General features: G+C 67.6%; 14 protein-coding genes and 2 riboswitches. Of the genes, 10 read left to right on the forward strand and 4 right to left on the reverse strand.

Going from position 1 to position 18,031, the window contains the following annotated elements:
- Positions 1–79 precede the first annotated feature (79 nt).
- Positions 80–165, forward strand: a riboswitch (glycine riboswitch).
- An 18-nt stretch (positions 166–183) separates the two neighbouring features.
- Positions 184–285: riboswitch (glycine riboswitch) on the forward strand.
- A 48-nt stretch (positions 286–333) separates the two neighbouring features.
- From gcvT to gcvP, 3 genes are all read left to right on the forward strand, one after another.
- Entirely contained in the window at positions 334–1,464 is a 1,131-nt protein-coding gene (gcvT, locus tag AC56LR_RS16250; RefSeq protein ID WP_497131861.1) for a glycine cleavage system aminomethyltransferase GcvT, read from the forward strand.
- 46 nt (positions 1,465–1,510) lie between these two features.
- Positions 1,511–1,891, forward strand: coding sequence for a glycine cleavage system protein GcvH (gcvH, locus tag AC56LR_RS16255; protein WP_497131862.1), 381 nt, complete (start codon positions 1,511–1,513; stop codon positions 1,889–1,891).
- Positions 1,892–2,067: 176 nt separating this feature from the next.
- Positions 2,068–4,950: an aminomethyl-transferring glycine dehydrogenase gene (gene gcvP, locus AC56LR_RS16260; RefSeq protein ID WP_497131863.1), complete on the forward strand. Its 2,883-nt coding sequence runs from the start codon at positions 2,068–2,070 to the stop codon at positions 4,948–4,950.
- Position 4,951: 1 nt separating this feature from the next.
- Here the strand turns inward: gcvP and AC56LR_RS16265 are convergent, their stop codons facing one another.
- Positions 4,952–6,634: a methyl-accepting chemotaxis protein gene (locus tag AC56LR_RS16265; RefSeq protein ID WP_497131864.1), complete on the reverse strand. Its 1,683-nt coding sequence runs from the start codon at positions 6,632–6,634 to the stop codon at positions 4,952–4,954.
- Positions 6,635–6,942: 308 nt separating this feature from the next.
- On the opposite strand from AC56LR_RS16265, the gene AC56LR_RS16270 reads away from it, so the two are divergent.
- Positions 6,943–7,608 (forward strand): outer membrane beta-barrel protein, encoded by a 666-nt coding sequence (locus AC56LR_RS16270; RefSeq protein WP_497131865.1) that lies wholly within the window; start codon positions 6,943–6,945, stop codon positions 7,606–7,608.
- Between the two features lie 51 nt (positions 7,609–7,659).
- Here AC56LR_RS16270 and AC56LR_RS16275 read toward each other — a convergent pair whose 3' ends face one another.
- Complete coding sequence (locus AC56LR_RS16275) at positions 7,660–9,318, reverse strand: peptide chain release factor 3 (protein WP_497131866.1); 1,659 nt, start codon at positions 9,316–9,318, stop codon at positions 7,660–7,662.
- A 167-nt stretch (positions 9,319–9,485) separates the two neighbouring features.
- On the opposite strand from AC56LR_RS16275, the gene AC56LR_RS16280 reads away from it, so the two are divergent.
- The 6 genes from AC56LR_RS16280 to AC56LR_RS16305 are packed head-to-tail and all read left to right on the forward strand — an operon-like array spanning position 9,486 to position 15,929.
- Positions 9,486–9,887, forward strand: coding sequence for a type IV pilin protein (locus AC56LR_RS16280; protein WP_497131867.1), 402 nt, complete (start codon positions 9,486–9,488; stop codon positions 9,885–9,887).
- On the forward strand, positions 9,881–10,360 hold the full coding sequence (locus AC56LR_RS16285; protein WP_497131868.1) for a GspH/FimT family pseudopilin: 480 nt from the start codon (positions 9,881–9,883) through the stop codon (positions 10,358–10,360). Before AC56LR_RS16280 ends, AC56LR_RS16285 begins: the two co-directional genes overlap by 7 nt.
- Positions 10,357–10,935 carry a type IV pilus modification PilV family protein gene (locus tag AC56LR_RS16290; RefSeq protein WP_497131869.1) on the forward strand — a complete coding sequence of 193 codons (579 nt, stop codon included), beginning with the start codon at positions 10,357–10,359 and terminating at the stop codon, positions 10,933–10,935. Before AC56LR_RS16285 ends, AC56LR_RS16290 begins: the two co-directional genes overlap by 4 nt.
- An 8-nt stretch (positions 10,936–10,943) precedes the next feature.
- Entirely contained in the window at positions 10,944–12,014 is a 1,071-nt protein-coding gene (locus tag AC56LR_RS16295) for a PilW family protein (protein WP_497131870.1), read from the forward strand.
- On the forward strand, positions 12,011–12,580 hold the full coding sequence (locus AC56LR_RS16300) for a PilX N-terminal domain-containing pilus assembly protein (RefSeq protein ID WP_497131871.1): 570 nt from the start codon (positions 12,011–12,013) through the stop codon (positions 12,578–12,580). The genes AC56LR_RS16295 and AC56LR_RS16300 overlap by 4 nt, the downstream gene beginning before the upstream one ends.
- 16 nt (positions 12,581–12,596) lie before the next feature.
- Positions 12,597–15,929 (forward strand): pilus assembly protein, encoded by a 3,333-nt coding sequence (locus AC56LR_RS16305; protein ID WP_497131872.1) that lies wholly within the window; start codon positions 12,597–12,599, stop codon positions 15,927–15,929.
- Here the strand turns inward: AC56LR_RS16305 and AC56LR_RS16310 are convergent.
- Together AC56LR_RS16310 and AC56LR_RS16315 are read right to left on the reverse strand one after the other, a co-directional pair.
- On the reverse strand, positions 15,926–17,278 hold the full coding sequence (locus AC56LR_RS16310) for a sensor histidine kinase (RefSeq protein ID WP_497131873.1): 1,353 nt from the start codon (positions 17,276–17,278) through the stop codon (positions 15,926–15,928). The two genes, AC56LR_RS16305 and AC56LR_RS16310, sit on opposite strands and share 4 nt — an antisense overlap.
- 17 nt (positions 17,279–17,295) lie before the next feature.
- Positions 17,296–17,964 carry a response regulator transcription factor gene (locus AC56LR_RS16315; protein WP_497131874.1) on the reverse strand — a complete coding sequence of 223 codons (669 nt, stop codon included), beginning with the start codon at positions 17,962–17,964 and terminating at the stop codon, positions 17,296–17,298.
- Positions 17,965–18,031: the final 67 nt, after the last annotated feature.

Below are 18,031 nucleotides of genomic sequence, written 5' to 3' on the forward strand. Positions count from 1 at the left end.
GCAAGCCAAACGCCTCTTGTAACATGCCCTGGGCACCCCTGCTTTGGTTGACAGCAAACCAAGGCTGGCATATTCTCCACAGTCTTGACCGGGAGAGCGCAGGCCTACCTGCCGCCGAAGGGGCACTACCCACAAACTCTCAGGCAAACGGACTGGTCAAGGGGCAGCAGCGCATGGCGCGGCCGGCCCAACTCTGGAGAGCGGCCGCTGCCTTTGCAGGCGGCCCACCGAAGGGGCAGGCGGCTTCGCTGCTATCTCTCAGGTACCAAGGACAGAGGGGATTCAAGCACCCAACAGGCGTGCCCGTACCCCTATTACTGTCCCGAGGATTCCATGACGCTCAAAGCGACCCCGCTCAATTCCGCACACCGCGCCCTCGGCGCCAAGATGGTCGACTTCGGCGGCTGGGACATGCCGGTCAACTATGGCTCCCAGATCGAAGAGCACAACGCTGTCCGCACCGACGCCGGCATGTTCGACGTCTCGCACATGTGCGTGGTGGACCTCAAGGGCGCCAACGTGCGCGCTTTCCTGCGCGGCCTGCTGGCCAACAACGTCGACAAGCTGCAGGTTCCGGGCAAGGCGCTGTACTCGTGCATGCTCAACGTGGACGGCGGCGTGATCGACGACCTGATCGTCTATTACTTTGCCGAAGACTGGTTCCGCCTGGTGGTCAATGCCGGCACCGCCGAGAAGGACGTGGCCTGGATGAGCCAGCAGAACGAGGCTAGCAAGAGCGGCGTCACCATTACCCAGCGCCGCGACAAGGGTGTGGAAAATGCGGACCCCATCGCCCTGATCGCCGTACAGGGCCCGAACGCCCGCGCCAAAGTGTGGCAGGTGCTGCCGACCACCCAGGCCGCTTCCGAGCCGCTCAAGCCGTTCAACGTGGTCATCGTGCCGGATACCGAGTTCGGCGAAGTCATGGTCGCTCGCACCGGCTACACCGGCGAAGACGGCTTCGAAGTGGGCGTATCCGCCTCGAACGTCGAAGCGCTGTGGAACGCCTTTGTCGCCGCCGGCATCAAGCCGGCCGGCCTGGGTGCGCGCGATACGCTGCGCCTGGAAGCGGGCATGAACCTCTACGGCCAGGACATGGACGACAGCGTCAATCCGCTGGACGCCGGCCTGGCCTGGACAATCGACCTGGTCTCGGAGCGCGACTTCATCGGCAAGGCCGCCTTGCAGGCCAAGGGCCAGAACGCGAACTTCGTCGGCCTGATCCTGCGCGAAAAAGGCGGCATCCTGCGCGCCCACCAGAAAGTGATCTCCGCCGCCGGCAACGAGGGCGAAATCACCAGCGGCACCTTCAGCCCGAGCATGCAGCAGGCGATCGCGATCGCGCGCGTGCCGCTGGATGTGGCCATCGGCGACACCGTGCACGTCGAGATCCGCGATAAAAAGCTCGCTGCCAGCGTGGTGAAGCTGCCGTTCGTCCGCAACGGCAAAGTCCTCGCAGCCTGAAAACAAGAATTGTTATACTGTCCGCCTCACCTACTGGAGCTTTTACATGAACATTCCAACCGACCTGAAATACACCGATTCCCACGAGTGGGTGCGCCGCGAGGCTGACGGCACCGTGACCGTCGGCATCACCGAATACGCGCAGGACGCACTGGGCGACATCGTGTTCGTCGAACTGCCGCAGGTCGGCAAGGCATTCACCGCCGGCGGCGACGCCGCGGTGGTCGAGTCGGTCAAGGCCGCCAGCGACATCTACGCTCCGGTCGCGGGCACCGTCACTGCAGTGAACCAGTCGGTCGCCGATGCACCGGACTCGATCAACTCGGACGCCTTCGGCGCCTGGCTGTTCAAGCTGCAGCCGTCGGATGCCGGCGCGATCGACAAGCTGATGAGTGCTGACGATTACGCCAAAGCCACCGGCAACTGATTGCCGTAGGGTGGGCGGCTTCGCCGCCCGCACGTTCAACCGTAAAATGCGTCGCCGCAGTGCATGCCTGATTTGAACGCGCGGGCGGGAAACCCGCCCACCCTACAAAAGACCCCTACGCAGCACCATCTCCACTACCCCGGCGCCCCGCGCCACTTCTTCTCCTGGCCCCTACCATGACCCGCACCAGCCTCACCCAACTTGAACTGCGCGACGCGTTCATCCCGCGCCACATCGGCCCGTCCGCATCCGAACAGGCAGCCATGCTGTCGACCCTGGGCTACGCCACGCGCGCCGCCCTGATCGATGCGGTCGTGCCCGCGAACATCCGCACCAAAGAGACGCTGGACCTGGGCCAGTTCGTCGAGCCGCGCTCGGAAGAAGAAGCGCTGGCGACCTTGAAGGCGCTGGCCTCGAAGAACCGGGTCATGAAGTCGATGATCGGCCAGGGCTACTACGGCACCCATACGCCGAAGGTCATCCTGCGCAACATCTTCGAGAACCCGGCCTGGTACACCGCCTACACGCCTTACCAGCCGGAGATCTCGCAGGGCCGCCTGGAAGCGATCCTGAACTTCCAGCAGATGATCACCGACATGACCGGCATGGGCATCGCCAACTCGTCGATGCTGGACGAAGGCACGGCCGCGGCTGAAGCGATGACGCTGATCCAGCGCGTCGGCAAGTCGTCGTCGAAGGTCTTCTACGTGGCCGACGACGTGCTGCCGCAGACCCTGGAAGTGGTGCAGACCCGCGCCGAGCCGATCGGCGTCGAAGTGCGCGTCATTGCCGCCGCCGACATCGAGAAGCTGGAAGAATCCTGCTTCGGCGTGCTGCTGCAATACCCGGGCGTGAACGGCGAAGTGCGCGACTACCGCTCCGCCGTGGAGCACCTGCATGCGATGGGCGCGATGGTGGTGGTCGCCGCCGACCTGCTGGCCCTGACCATGCTGGCCGCGCCGGGCGAATGGGGCGCGGACGTGGTCGTCGGTAACAGCCAGCGCTTCGGCGTGCCGCTCGGTTTCGGCGGCCCGCACGCCGGCTACCTGGCCACCCGCGACGAATACAAGCGCAGCATGGCCGGCCGCCTGGTTGGCGTGACGGTCGACGCGCAGGGCAACCAGGCCTACCGCCTGGCGCTGCAGACCCGCGAACAGCACATCCGCCGCGAAAAGGCGACCTCGAACATCTGTACCGCCCAGGTGCTGCTGGCCGTGATGGCCGGCATGTACGCGGTCTACCACGGCCCGGATGGCCTCAAGCGAATCGCGCAGCGCGTGCACCGCCAGGCCGGAATCCTGGCCATGGGCCTGAAGCAGCTCGGCGTCGAAGTGGTCAGCCAGACCTTCTTCGACACCTTGAGCATCGCGACCCCGGATGCAGCGGCGCTGGTGGCCGCCGCCGCCGAGCAGGGCATCAACCTGCGCCGCATCGACGACAAGCACGTCGGCGTATCGCTGGACGAAACCACCACCCGCGACGACCTGGCCCTGCTGTTCTCGGTGTTCGGCAAGGGCAAGACCGTCGACATCGATGCGCTGGACGCCGACGCGCAGGACGCCTACCCGGCTCCGCTCGCCCGTACCAGCGCCTACCTGACCCACCCGACCTTCCACCGCTACCACGCCGAGCACGAGATGCTGCGCTACCTGCGCAGCCTGGCCGACAAGGACCTGGCGCTGGACCGCACCATGATCCCGCTGGGTTCGTGCACCATGAAGCTGAACGCGACCTCGGAAATGATCCCGGTCACCTGGCCCGAGTTCTCCAGCATCCACCCGTTCGCACCCGAAGACCAGACCGTCGGCTACCGCGAGATGATCGACCAGCTGGAAGCCATGCTGTGCGCGGCCACCGGCTATGCGGCGATCTCGCTGCAGCCGAACGCCGGCTCGCAGGGCGAGTACGCGGGTCTGCTCGTGATCCAGAAATACCACCAGTCGCGCGGCGAAGGCCACCGCAACATCTGCCTGATCCCGTCGTCGGCGCACGGCACCAACCCGGCATCGGCCAGCATGGTCGGCATGCAGGTGGTGGTCACCGCCTGCGACGAGAACGGCAACGTCGACCTGAACGACCTGCGCGCCAAGGCCGAACAGCACAGCGCCAACCTGGCCTGCGTGATGGTCACCTACCCATCGACCCACGGCGTGTTCGAAGAAGGCATCAAGGAACTGTGCGAGATCGTCCATGCGCACGGCGGCCAGGTGTATGTCGACGGCGCCAACATGAATGCGATGGTCGGCGTGGCCGCACCGGGCGCTTTCGGCGGCGACGTCAGCCACCTGAACCTGCACAAGACCTTCTGCATCCCGCACGGCGGCGGCGGTCCTGGCGTCGGCCCGATCGGCGTCGGCGCCCACCTGGCCCCGTTCCTGCCGAACCAGCTCTCGACCGGCTATGTGCGCAACGAAGCGGGCATCGGCGCGGTCAGCGCGGCGGCCTACGGCTCGGCCTCGATCCTGCCGATCTCGTGGATGTACATCGCGATGATGGGCGCGGAAGGCCTGACCGCCGCGACCGAAGTGGCGATCCTGAACGCCAACTACATCGCGCGCCGCCTGGCCCCGCACTATCCGGTGCTGTACACCGGCCACGACGGCCTGGTCGCGCACGAGTGCATCATCGACCTGCGCCCGCTGCAGGACAAGACCGGCATCAGCAACGAAGACGTGGCCAAGCGCCTGATGGACTTCGGCTTCCACGCCCCGACCATGAGCTTCCCGGTGCCGGGCACCCTGATGATCGAGCCGACCGAGTCGGAATCGAAGGCGGAGCTGGACCGTTTCATCGAGGCGATGATCACCATCCATGCCGAGATCGTGAAGGTCGAGCGCGGCGAGTACGACAAGATGGACAATCCGCTCAAGGGCGCGCCGCACACCGCGGAAGTGGTCACTGCCGACGAGTGGCAGCACACCTACAGCCGCGAAGTGGCGGCCTTCCCGGTGGCGTCGCTGCGCAAGAAGAAGTACTGGCCGCCGGTCGGCCGCGCCGACAACGTGTACGGCGACCGTAACCTGTTCTGCGGTTGCGCGCCGATCAGCGACTACGAGTAAGTTATTTGCGGCTCGAGGCGAGCCGCAAATGCGAGCGCTCGTGAAGGCGGCGCTCCCTGGGAAGATCCCGCGTCGGGGTCGCCTGGGGAGCGCCGCTTTCCTTTTTCGGCGGCGCGGCCGGCGGCGTCTCGGATTCGTCCAGGCGGAAAGCCGCCACGGTGCGCGACAGCGACAGCGCCTGCATCTGCAGGGTGCGGGCCGCGGCGGCGGCTTCTTCGACCAGCGCGCAGTTCTGCTTGGTCACTTCGTCCATCCGCACGATCGCCTGGTTGACCTGGGCCAGTTCGCTGGCCTGGCCTGCGCTGGTGCTCTTGATGCTCCCCACCAGATCCTCGACCTTGCGTACCGAAGTGGCGACGTCCTGCATGCTGCTGCCGGCGTCCAGCGCCCATTCGGTGCAGCCCTCGATCTCGGCCACCGAGCGCGCGGCCAGCTCGCGCACCTCGCGCGCGGCTCCGGCGGCGCACTGCGCCAGCTTTCTGACTTCGCCCGCCGCATCGGCGAATTCGTGTCCGCCCAGCCCGCCCCGGGCCGCTTCCAGCGCCGCGTTGAGCGCCAGCGTGCCCGCTTCACTGGCGAAGGCGTCGATCACGCCGGCCACTTCGGCGGCGCGCAAGGCGCCCTCCTTCACCGTCGCCATCGTGGCCGCCATGCGTTCGACGGTCAGCCCACCGGCGCGCACGCTGCTTGACGCCGACTGGGCCAGCCGGTTGGCGGCCAGGGCACTGTCGGCGGTGCTCGAGACCGTCTCGGCCAGCTCCTGCATCGAGGCCGCGGTATCTTCCAGCGAGCGGCTGCGGAACACCGCGCGGCTGTGCATGCTCAGGTTGCCCAGGCTGATGTCGCGCGAGGTGTTTCCGATCGTGCGCGCCGACTCCAGCACCGTGCGCAGGGTGCCGTTGAGGTTGCGGATGCCGGCATCCAGGGCGCGCGAGGTCTCGCCGATCTCGTCGTCGCCATAGTCGCGCTGCCCGATGGTCAGGTCGCCGCTGGCCAGCCCCAGCGCCGCGGCGCCGATGCCGCGGATTTCAAGCAGCAGCACCCGGCGCACCGCCATCGTGATCGCCAGCGACACCCCGACCGCCAGCAGGATCACCACCGGCATCAGGCCGGCCGTGACGCGGAAGTCGGCGGCGGCGCTGTGCGAGGCCTGTTCGGACAGGTCGCGCTCGAGCCTGGCCAGCATGCTCATGCGCTGCGCCATGACGGCAAAGGCGGCTTCCGGCTTGATCATGGCGTTGGCGCCGATGGTCTGGTCGGCATGCGCCAGCTCGACCACTTCGCGCGCGGCCCGCACATACACGCGGTGGGCGTGCCGGGCCTGCTCGACGTGGTGGCGCTCGGCGCTGCCTGCAGGCGTGATGCGCGCCAGCTCGGCGAAGGAGCGCTCGATGGCGGCGTTCTGGCGGTGGATCTGGGTGATCAGGAGGTCGATGCGGGGACGCGAGAAGCTGCTGCTGATCCAGGTGAGCAGCTTGTAGGTGTCGGCATGCACGCGCTGGGCATGGGCCACCAGTTCGGTCGTGCTGCGCAGCTGCACCGCGCGCGGCCCGACGATGGTTTGCAGGGACTGGTGCTGGCGCACCATCGCGTAGTAGGCGCCGCTGGACAACATGACCAGCAGCAGCAGGACCACGCCAGGGGCCAGCAGCAGCTTGGGGCCGATCTTCAGTCGCGACAGCATGGCTCAGGCCACCTTCGGAGAGCGCGCCAGGGCAGCGCGGGTGGACGTGAAGACCGGGGAGCGGTACCGTTGGGCTTGCATGATGCCTCCCTAAGTTGAACCGTGCTTAATTTCCTAAGCGCATTGAACGAATCTACGCGGTTCAAAAACTCTACAGCTTGCGGCGGCGCATATCGGTCGACATCTTTGGACGCGTACAACAAGCACGAGCAGGACGAAAGAAGGGCTTGCCGATTTAATATAGTTGTAAGTTCGGCTTTGTATCCTTGTGTCCGACCAGATCAACCACGCCGATTAAGGGGAGTCGAATGAAGGGCATCAGCATGCTGTTCGGAGCGGTACTGCTTGCCGCCGGTAGCGCGCGGGCGCAATTGGCGGTTCCGCCAGGACCTGTGCTGGAGGCAGAAGCCGGGCGATTTGGCCCGCTGGCCGCCGGCTTCAAGCGCTACTCGCCCCTGTACGGCGGTAACGAGACGGCCAATCCGAACGATCGCGTGTTCACCGGCTTTCGCACCGATCCGCGGCTGGTGCTCGGCTACGCCCTGAACGACTACCTGGCCCTGGAAGCCGGCTATTCGCACCTGCGCGACGAGGGTTTCCACAAGATCGCACCCGGTCCGGCCGAATCGGGCGTGGCGGCCGGCGCGCTCGGCGCCAGGAGCTTTACCACCTATGTCGCGGCCAAGGTCACGGTGCCGATCAGCGAGCGCCTGAGCGCCTACGGCAAGCTCGGGATCGCGCATAGCCAGGTGAGAAACGACGGCCTGCTGCCGCCGCAGCGGGTGCGGCCTGAGACACCGTCGGTCTTCGCGGGCGAGTCCGGCACCGGCGCCTATGGCGCGGTCGGCGCGAAGTACCAGCTCGATAAACGGACCACCATCGGCGCCGAAGCGCGGCTCAACGGCAGCGCCGCCAGGTTCGGCAATGCCAGCAATGCGAGCACGCTCAAGGGAAGCGTCGGAATCGGCTTCTGAAACGACAGCGCCGGCACGAGGCCGGCGCTGCGGGATGACAAAGCCCGGGGCTCAGGCCAGCTTGGCCGCGTGCTCGCGGGTCGCGTGGAAGGTCAGCTTCGGCCAGCGCTCCTGGGTCAGGCGCAGGTTCACGCCGGACGTCGCCAGGAAGGCCAGGTTGCCGGCCGCATCGTAGGCGACCTGGTGGCCCAGCTGGTTCTCGAAGTCGGCGAGGGATTTCTTGTCCTCGCTCGAGACCCAGCGCGCGCTGCTGATGCTGCTGGTCTCGAACACGGCGTCCACGCCGTATTCATTGAGCAGGCGGCTGGCCACGACTTCGAACTGCAGCACGCCGACCGCGCCCAGGATCAGGTCCGAGCCCAGCACAGGCTTGAACACCTGCACCGCGCCCTCTTCGCCCAGCTGCTGCAGGCCCTTGTGAAGCTGCTTGACCTTCAGCGGATTGCGGATGCGCACCGTGCGGAACAGGTCCGGCGCAAAATACGGGATGCCGGTAAAGGTCAGCATCTCGCCTTCCGAGAAGCTGTCGCCGATCTGCATGTTGCCGTGGTTTGGCAGGCCGATGATGTCGCCGGCATAGGCTTCTTCGACCTGCTCGCGGCTCGAGGCCATGAAGGTCACCACCGAGGACAGCTTGACGTCGCGCCCCAGGCGCAGGTGCTTGACCTTCATGCCCTTTTCGAAGCGTCCCGAGCACACCCGCAGGAAGGCGATGCGGTCGCGGTGGGCCGGGTCCATGTTGGCCTGGATCTTGAAGACGAAGCCCGAGAACTTCGGCTCTTCCGGCTCCACGGCGCGCACGGTGGCGTCGCGTTCGCGCGGCGCCGGGGCCCAGTCGACCAGCGCCGACAGGATCTCGCGCACGCCGAAGTTGTTGATGGCCGAGCCGAAGAACACCGGGGTCTGCACGCCCGACAGGAAACGCTCCAGGTCGAACACGTGCGAGGCGCCGTGCACCAGCTCCACTTCCATTTTCAGCTGTTCGATCTCGAGCGGGAACATCTCGGCCAGCTTCGGGTTGTCGATGCCCTTGACGATCTCGAAGGCGCCGTCGGCTTTCTCTTCGCCCGCCTTGAACAGCATGATCTCGTCCTTCAGCAGGTGGTACACGCCGCGGAAGTTCTTGCCCATGCCGATCGGCCAGGTCACCGGCGCGCATTCGATCTTCAGCACCGACTCGACTTCATCGAGCAGCTCGAGCGGGTCGCGGGTCTCGCGGTCCATCTTGTTCATGAAGGTGACGATCGGGGTGTCGCGCATGCGGCACACGCCCAGCAGCTTGATGGTCTGCTCCTCCACGCCCTTGGCCGCGTCGATCACCATCAGGGCCGAGTCGACCGCGGTCAGCACGCGGTAGGTATCTTCCGAGAAGTCCTGGTGGCCCGGGGTGTCGAGCAGGTTGACCACGTGGTCGCGGAACTCGAACTGCATCACCGAAGAAGCGACCGAAATGCCGCGCTGCTTCTCGATGTCCATCCAGTCCGAGGTCGCGTGACGGCCGCTCTTGCGGCCCTTGACGGTGCCGGCGAGCTGGATCGCGCCCGAGAACAGCAGCAGTTTTTCGGTCAGCGTGGTTTTACCCGCATCCGGGTGGGAAATGATGCCGAAGGTGCGGCGGCGCGCGACTTCGCGCGCGATCACGGCGGCAGGCTTGGCTGCGGCGGCGCCGTCTGGGGACTCGGGGAGGGTTGCTGCGGTGTCGGATGCCATGGTCTCGGCCAAAAGGATTGGTGCAAAACCGGCGATTTTACCGGGTATGAAGGCCCTTGTGTGGACGGCCGGCCTCAACTTCCCCCGCCGACTGCGCGGTTGTCAGCAATTTGACAGGTTAAGTGTTTATACTGGGCAACATTCCTTGCTCCTCCTAAGGCGATCCCATGCATTCTTTCCTTCCCCGGCGCCAGCGCGGCTTCACGCTGGTCGAGCTCATGGTGACGGTTGCCATCATCGGCATCCTGCTGTCGATCGCCTACCCCGCCTACGGCCAGTACCTCGTGCGCAGCAACCGCAGCGCGGCCCAGAGCTACCTGATGGAGCTGGCCCAGGCCCAGGTTCAGTACCTGGCCGACACCCGCAGCTACGCCGCCAGCGTGGACGATCTGGCCCTGCCGGTGCCGGAGTCGGTATCGGGCAAATACGCCATCGAGATCGCCGTCGAGGACGGCCCGCCGCAATCCTTCATCATCACCGCCACCCCGCTCGACGACACCATCCAGGCCGAGGACGGCGAGCTGTCCGTGAACCAGGCCGGCACCCGCTCGCCGGGCGACAAATGGTAAGCATTTCCCTGCCGCGCCAGCGCGGCTTCACCCTGGTCGAGCTGATGACGGTGCTGGCCATCCTGGCGATCCTGGGCGCGCTGGCCGGGCCTGCCTACGGCAAGCTGACCGCCACCATGCGCGCGCGCAGCGTCAGCACCGACCTGTACACCGCGCTGAACCGGGCGCGCAGCGAAGCGATCAAGCGCAATGCCGCCGTCACCCTGGCTCCCGCCGCGGCCGGCGCCTGGCAGCAGGGCTGGCAGATCGCGGCCCCGGGCGACGCCGACCGGCTGCTCGACGACCATCCGGCCGTGCCCGGCACCGCGATCGAGGGCCCGGCCAACGTGGTCTACCTGCCCAACGGCCGCGTGCGCGGAGCCATTCTTCCCGCCTTCGACATCAGCATCGAGGACAGCGACGACCTGCGCTGCGTCTCGGTGGACCTGTCCGGCCGCCCGGCCCAATCCAGCGCCGCGTGCCCGAGCCCATGACTCCGCCCCTCCCTACCCGACTCCAGCGCGGCGCCAGCATGCTCGAAGTGCTGATCGCGATGGTCATCGTCGCCTTCGGCCTGCTGGGCTTGGCGGCCTTCCAGACCAAGGCCCATCTCGGGTCGATCGAGTCCTACCAGCGCGCCCAGGCCTCGGTGCTGTTGCAGGACATGCAGGCTCGATTAAGCGGCAACAGCGCCGGCGCGGCCGGCTATGTCACGGCCGGGCCGGTGGGCACCGGCGACGAGCTCGATGCGGACTGCAGCGCGGCCACCGGCAGCGCGCGCGACCTGTGCGAATGGAGCGCGGCACTCAAGGGTGCGGCCGAGCAGCGCGCCGATGGCGGCAATGCCGGCGCCATGGAAGGCGCACGCGGCTGCGTCACGCAATTGCGCGCCATGAACGATGCGGCGGGCGTGTGCATCCCGGCCGTCTATCTCGTCACGGTCGCCTGGCAAGGCCTGCACCCGACCCGCGCCCCGGCCCAGGAATGCGGCCGCGACCTGTACGGCGAGGACACCCACCGGCGCGCCGTCTCGGTGCGCGTCGCCGTCGGCCTGCCCGGCTGCACTTGAGGACTACCATGCGAGCACCTACCCCCACCTTGCGCCGCGCGCGCGGTTTTTCGCTGGCCGAACTCATGATCGGCATGGCGATCGGCCTGGCCATCCTGGCCGGCCTGTCGCTGATGTTCGTCAAGAACACCCGTGCCCAGGCCGAAATCGACAAGGCCCACCGCCAGGTCGAAAACGGCCGCTTCGCGCTCGACGCCCTGGCGCTCGACCTGCGCAACGCCGGCTACTATGCCGAATTCGACCCCAGCGTGCTGCCGTCCCCGGCCGCGCTGCCGCCGGCCTGCGCCGCCACCCTGGACGAGCTCAAGGCCGGCCTGGCACTGCCGGTGCAGGGCTTCGACAACGATGCCGAAGGGCTGGACTGCCTGGACGACGTGCGCGAAGGCACCGACGTGCTGGTGGTGCGCCGCACCGCCACCTGCATCGCCGGTGTCGGCGACTGCCCCGCGGCCGCGGCCGGCGGGCCCTTGTTCCAGGCCTCGCTCTGCAATAATGCGAGCGAACTCGACTCCCCCAGCGTCGAAGACTTCTACGCGCTCAGCCTGTCGACCGCCAACCTGAACCGCCACGAACGTAACTGCACCCAGAGCGCCGGCAGCGGCACCCTGGCCGCGGTGCGGCGCTACCGGACGCATATCTACTTTATCGCCAACAACAACCGCGGCGACGACGGCATCCCGACGCTCAAGCGCGCCGAGCTGGGCAGCAGCGCCACCGCGCCGACCTGGACCATCGTACCGCTGGCCGAAGGCATCGAACAGTTGCAGCTCGAGTACGGCCTCGACCTGGTCCAGGACGGCGTGCTTGATGCCACCTCGGCCGACCCGGCCGGCGCCAACGGCTGCGCCGCCGCCGGCTGCGCCGTGAGCAACTGGCGCAGCGTGGTGGCGGTGCGCCTGCACCTGCTGGCGCGCAATGCCCAGGCCACGCCCGGCCATGTCGACAGCAAGACCTATGCGCTCGGCCTGAACGCCGACGGCAGCGACAACACCGTCGACGCCGCCGGGGACGCCCACAAACGCCATGTATTCCAGTCGCAGGTGGCATTGCCCAACCCGGCCGGACGGAGACTGCCATGATGTTCATGCGCCGCGAACGCGGTATTACCCTGGTCACCGCGCTGATCATGCTGGTCCTGCTGACCCTGGTCGCACTGACGACCTTCAATGTCAGCAAGTCCAACATGCAGATCGTCAGCAACATGCAGCAGCGCGACGAAGCCGCCGCCGCGGCGCGCGAAGTGATCGAAGAAGCCATCAGCACCACACGCTTCTCGATGGCGCCCGGCCAGGTGCTGGCCAACCCTTGCGGCGACGACAACCACCGCTGCGTGGACAGCAACGGCGACGGCGCCGACGACGTGAAGGTAGCGATCACGCCGCGCCCGAAATGCGTCAAGGCGCCGGTGATCAAGAACACGGCGCTCGACCTGGCCCGGACCGAAGACCGCGTGTGCAGCATGGGCAGCGCGCAAAGCTTCGGCGTGGTCGGCTCGGTCGACGGCAACTCGGCCTGTGCCGACAGCATCTGGGAACTCCATGCGGTCGCGACCGACATGGAAACCGAAGCCAGCGTCGAAGTCACCCAGGGCGTGGCCGTGCGCGTCGCGCGCGACGACGTCGCCAACAACTGCCCCTCCACCTGACCCGAAGGACTCCGCCATGTTCCGCACCACCACCTTGCGCGCCCTTGCCGTCATGCTGTCGGGAGCCCTTGCCGCCCTGTCGCTGCCGGCCGGCGCCGACGACATCGACATCTTCCTGGGCACCTCGGCCGGCACCAACGGCAACCCGCGCATCCTGATCGTGCTCGACAACACATCGAACTGGGCGCGCCAGAACCAGAAATGGCCAGGCGGGGTCAGCCAGGGCCAGTCCGAAGCGAATGCCATCAAGCGCGTGCTGACCGAGCTCGACGGAACCGTGAGCCTGGGCCTGATGGAATTCGTCACCGGCGGCAATGCCAACCAGGACGGCGGCTTCATCCGCTACCCGATCCTGCCGATGAACGCGACCAACAAGACGGCGTTCGGCACTGAATTGACCGAAATCTACAACGGCATCAACAGCCCGGACGAAAAGCGCAATTCGAATACGTCCTACGGCAACCTGATGTACGACGTGTACAACTATTTCGCGGGCGCCAATTCGTACACCCCAAGCGCGGTGCTGGCAAGCAAGGCCGATAGCCGAGGCTATACCACCAACTACACGCGCTTCAAGACGCCGCTGACGCTGGACAACCTGTGCGGCAAGACCTACGTCATTTTCATCGGCAACCCGAACGCGAGCGGCCCGGCATCGGACAGCGCGGACAACACCAACCTGCTCAAGACCCTGAACAACCAGCGCAACGCCAGCGGCACGCTGCTGCCGGTCACCCAGCTCGGGCTGCCGAACTTCAGCAGCAAAACCATCAGCACCCCGACCACGGTCGGCAGCACCCAGGCCTGCTACGCCACCCCTGCCGCCGCCGCGGCTGCCCTCACGCTAGCGCCCTTCCCCGCCACCTGTGCCGGCTATACCGACGGCTGCACGATCGGCACCGCCCTGCCCAATACCAACGGCGTGTGCACCGGAACCAGCCGCCAGTACAACGTGGTCGGCACCGACACCATCATTACCAATGTCCCGGACGGCACCACCAGCACCGACACCGGACCGCGCAACGCCGACGAGTGGGCGCGCCTGATGCACGACAAGGGCATCTCGGCCGGCACCGGCCTGCAGACCAGCGTGACCACCTACACCATCGACGTGCACAATGCCCAGCCGAACGCCGAGCACACCGCGCTGATGCTGAGCATGGCGCGCGCCGGCCACGGCAAGTATTTCCTGGCGAAGAACGAGCAGGCGATCGTCGACGCCGTCAAGAACATCATCATCGAGATCCAGGCAATCAACACGACATTCGCCTCGACCAGCCTGCCGGTGAACGCGACCAACCGCTCGCAGAACGAAAACCAGGTTTTCATCGGCATGTTCCGCCCCGACAAGGACGCCAAGCCACGCTGGTTCGGCAACCTCAAGCGCTACCAGCTGGTCGACAATGCCGGCAGCATCGAACTGGGCGACGCCGGCGGCAAGCTGGCGGTCAATACCAACACCGGCTTCGTGACGCCCTGCGCCACCAGCTGGTGGACCAGCCACAGCGGGGCCTATTGGGAAAACGTCGCCCTCGACCCGGCCCCGATCGGCACCTGCACGACCTCGCCCTATGCGGCCTACCCATATTCGGACGCACCCGATGGCCCGTTCGTGGAAAAAGGCGGCGCCGCCCAGATCCTGCGCCAGGGCAATGCCGCGTCGGGCGGCACCACCTCGTACGCCGTCAACCGCACCGTCCTCACCCATACCGCTTCCGGACTGGCCCCGCTGACCACCGCCAACAGCGGCCTGGACAACAACCTGGTGCGTTTCCTGCGCGGCGAGGACGTGAACAACGAAAAAACGGCCGGCTCGAACCAGAACACCCGCCCCTCGATCCACGGCGACGTGATCCACTCGCGCCCGCTCCCGGTGAATTTCGGCGCGGCCAAGGGCGGCGTGACCGTCTTCTACGGCGCCAACGACGGCACCCTGCGCGCCCTGAATGCCGCCACAGGCGTCGAGCGCTGGGCCTTCATGGCGCCGGAGTTCTTCGATCGCCTGTCTCGCCTGCAAAGCAATTCGCCACTGGTTGCCTACCCCAACATGGTGCCGCAGACGATTACGCCGACAAAGAAGGATTATTTCTTCGACGGCTCGACCGGCATCTACCAGAATGCCGACAGCTCGGCGGTGTGGATCTACCCGACCATGCGCCGCGGCGGACGCATGATCTACGCTCTTGACGTAAGCAATCCGCAATCGCCGGTCTACAAGTGGAAAGCCGGCTGCCCGAGCCTCACCAGCGACACCGGCTGCACGGCGGGCATGGCGGCCATCGGCCAGACCTGGTCGACCCCGAGTCTGGCCTTCATCAAGGGCTATTACACCGGCACGCGTCCGGTGGTGGTGGTGGGCGGCGGCTACGACCGCTGCGAGGATGCCGATAGCGCCAGCCCGAACTGCAGCGCCACGAAGGGCAACGCGATCTTCGTGCTCGACGCCGACACCGGCGCGGTCATCAAGTCGTTCCCGACCACGCGCGCGGTGGCGGCCGACATCGCGATGGTGGACATCGACAACGACGGCAAACCCGATTACGCGTATGCGGCCGATACCGGCGGAAAGCTCTACCGCGTCGACTTCGTCGACAGCGCGCGTGCCGCGCTGGCCAGCGATGCCTGGACCGTGCGCAACGTGGCCAGCACCGGCGGGGGCGGGCGCAAGTTCCTGTTCGCGCCGGCCGTGCTCGCCACCACCGGCTATGTCTACGTCGCCATCGGCAGCGGCGACCGCGAGCACCCGCTCAACGTCCAGTACCCGTTCACCAGCGTCACCAATCGCTTCTACGTGTACAAGGACAACCTCGCGGCGCCGGCGAGCACCGCCGCGGTGGACCTGGACGCACTCGAGAACTACACGGCGAACAATTCCTGCGACACGCCGCCGGTGCTGCCGAGCAGCAGCCTCAAGGGCTGGTTCATGAACCTCACGGCCAACGGCGCCGGCGAACAGGTGGTGACCTCGGCCCTGATCGCGGGCGGCATGGTGACCTTCAGCACCAATCGCCCGATCGCGGCAACCCTGGGCACCTGCTCGAACCTGCTGGGCGAAGCGCGCGGCTACTGGGTCAACCTGCTCAACGGTTCCGGGGCGATCGGCGTGGGCGGCACCTGCGGCGGCCAGCGTTCCTCGGCTTTTGTCGGCGGCGGCCTGCCTCCTTCGCCGGTGCTGGCGACCGGCGTGCCGATCCTCGACGCCAAGGGCGTGGCCCAGGCCACCACGGTCGTGATCGGGGCGGTGCAGAAGGACGAAGGCGCCAGCGTGCCGATCGCGCCGCAGCGCATCCGTCCGGCCATCAACTCGCGCCGCAAGCGCGCCTACAGCTACACCTCGGGCGCGGACTAAGGCGCGGGGGCCGGCCGGGGGAAGCGCAGCGTCACGCGCATGCCCTGGCCGCCCGGTCCGTCGGCCAGGTCGATCCTGGCCCCGTGCGCGAGCGCGATGTCGCGCACGATCGCCAGGCCCAGTCCGCTGCCCTCGGTCTTGTCGTCCAGCCGCACGAAGCGCTCGAAGACCTGGGCGCGCCGCTCGGGCGCAATCCCCGGTCCGCTGTCCTCCACCGCGAACAGGGCCTCCTCGCCCTCCTCCCCTGTCAGCACCGTCACGCGCCCGCCCGCGGGGGTGTAGCGCAGCGCGTTGTCGACCAGGTTGTCGACCAGGTCGCGCAACAGGTAAGGGTCGCCTTCAATCCGCGCCGTACCCAGCTCGAAGCCGAGGTCGATCTGCTTGCGCGCCGCCTGCTCCACGAAAGGCTGCACCGCCCCGGCCACCAGCTGCGCCAGGTCGAGCGGCGCCGGCTGCGCCCGGCCGAACCGGTCCGGGCCGGCGCGCTCGAGCGAGAGCAGCTGGTTGGCCTGGCGGATCATGCGCTCGTTGGCGGCCAGCAGCAGCGCCAGCGCCCGGCCGGTTTCGGGATCGCCGCGGTGGCGCGCGGCCAGCCATTCGAGCTGCAGGCGCAGCCCGGCCAGCGGTGTGCGCAACTGGTGCGCCACGTTGGCGCGGAAGGCGTCCTGGGCGCGGGCGCCGGCGGCGATGCGCCCGAGCAGCGCATTGAAGGCCCCGACCACGGGCGCCAGCTCGCGCGGCATGCCGGCGTCGTCGAGCGTGGCCAGGTCGGCGCTGTCGCGCGCATCCAGCCGGGCGCGCAGCCGCGCCAGCGGCGCCAGGCCGTTGCCGACCGAAAACCACACCAGCCCCACCAGCGCCAGGCTGAACAGCACTTCGAGCAGCACCAGCGCACGCACGATGGCCGAGCGCACCTGCTGGCGCTGCAGCAGGGTCCGCGCAACGCCGACCTCGACCGGCCCGCCCGGGGTCGCCACCAGCACGCTGGCGGCACGCACCGGCTGGCCGTGCATGCGGGCGTCGCGCACCATGGGGCCACCCGCGCGCTGCGGGAAGGCCGGGTCGCCCGCCAGCACCCGGCCACCGCGTTCGCGCACCACGAACCAGCTGGCGTCGGGCGCGCCGGCCCCCAGCACCCGCGCGGCCGCTTCCGGCAGCTCGACGTGCAGCGCGCCGCCGTCCGCGCGCACCCGCGTGGCCATCCCGGTGGCGGCGTCGAGCAAGCCCTGGTCGAAGGCCAGCTGGGCCGGGGTCCAGGCCAGCAGGTAGGTCAATGCGGCGGCGAGCAGGTTGAAGATGAGGATGGGCGCGACCAGCCACTTGAGCAGGCGCAGACGGATGCTGGTCATGGAGGGAGGCCGCGCCTTCAGGCCGCTTCGAGCAGGTAGCCGAAGCCCCGGATGGTGCGGATCGCCACCCCGGCGCCCTCGAGCTTCAGGCGCAGACGCGAGATGTAGACCTCGACCGCGTTGAGGGTCAGGTCGTCGCCGTAGGGCACGATGGTGTCGATGATTTGTTGCTTGGAGACCACCCTACCGGCCTGCAGCAGCAGGTATTCGAGCACCGCCCATTCGCGCGCCGACAGCTCGAGGAGGCGTTCGCCTACGCGGGCGCGGCGGGAAGAACTGTCGAGATGGAGCAGTCCCAGGGCGGCCTGGGCGGGCGCCGGCGCATGGCGCCGGGCCAGCGCGCGGATGCGCGCGACCAGTTCGGCGGTGGCGAAAGGCTTGACCAGGTAATCGTCGGCGCCTAGCTCCAGACCGCGCACCCGGTCCTCGACGGCGTCGCGCGCGGTGAGCAGCAACACCGGGGTGGCGCCGCCGCGCGCGCGTAGCCGGCGCACGACTTCGAAGCCGTCGATGCCGGGCAGGCCGATGTCGAGCACCACCACCGCGGGCGGGTTGCCCTGCAGGCGGAGGTCGGCCGCCAGGCCGTCGCGCACCAGTTCCACCTGCATCTCCTGGGCGCCCAGCGCGCGCAACAGGCCGTCGGCGAGCACGGCATCGTCTTCAACCAACAACAAAGGCAGGGGCATCGTGGGATCAGGGCGAAAAAAGACAGACCCATTATGCGGGATTTCGTTGCCACAGCCAAAAAAACAG

This window comes from Telluria sp. ZT3P39, assembly GCF_059685935.1.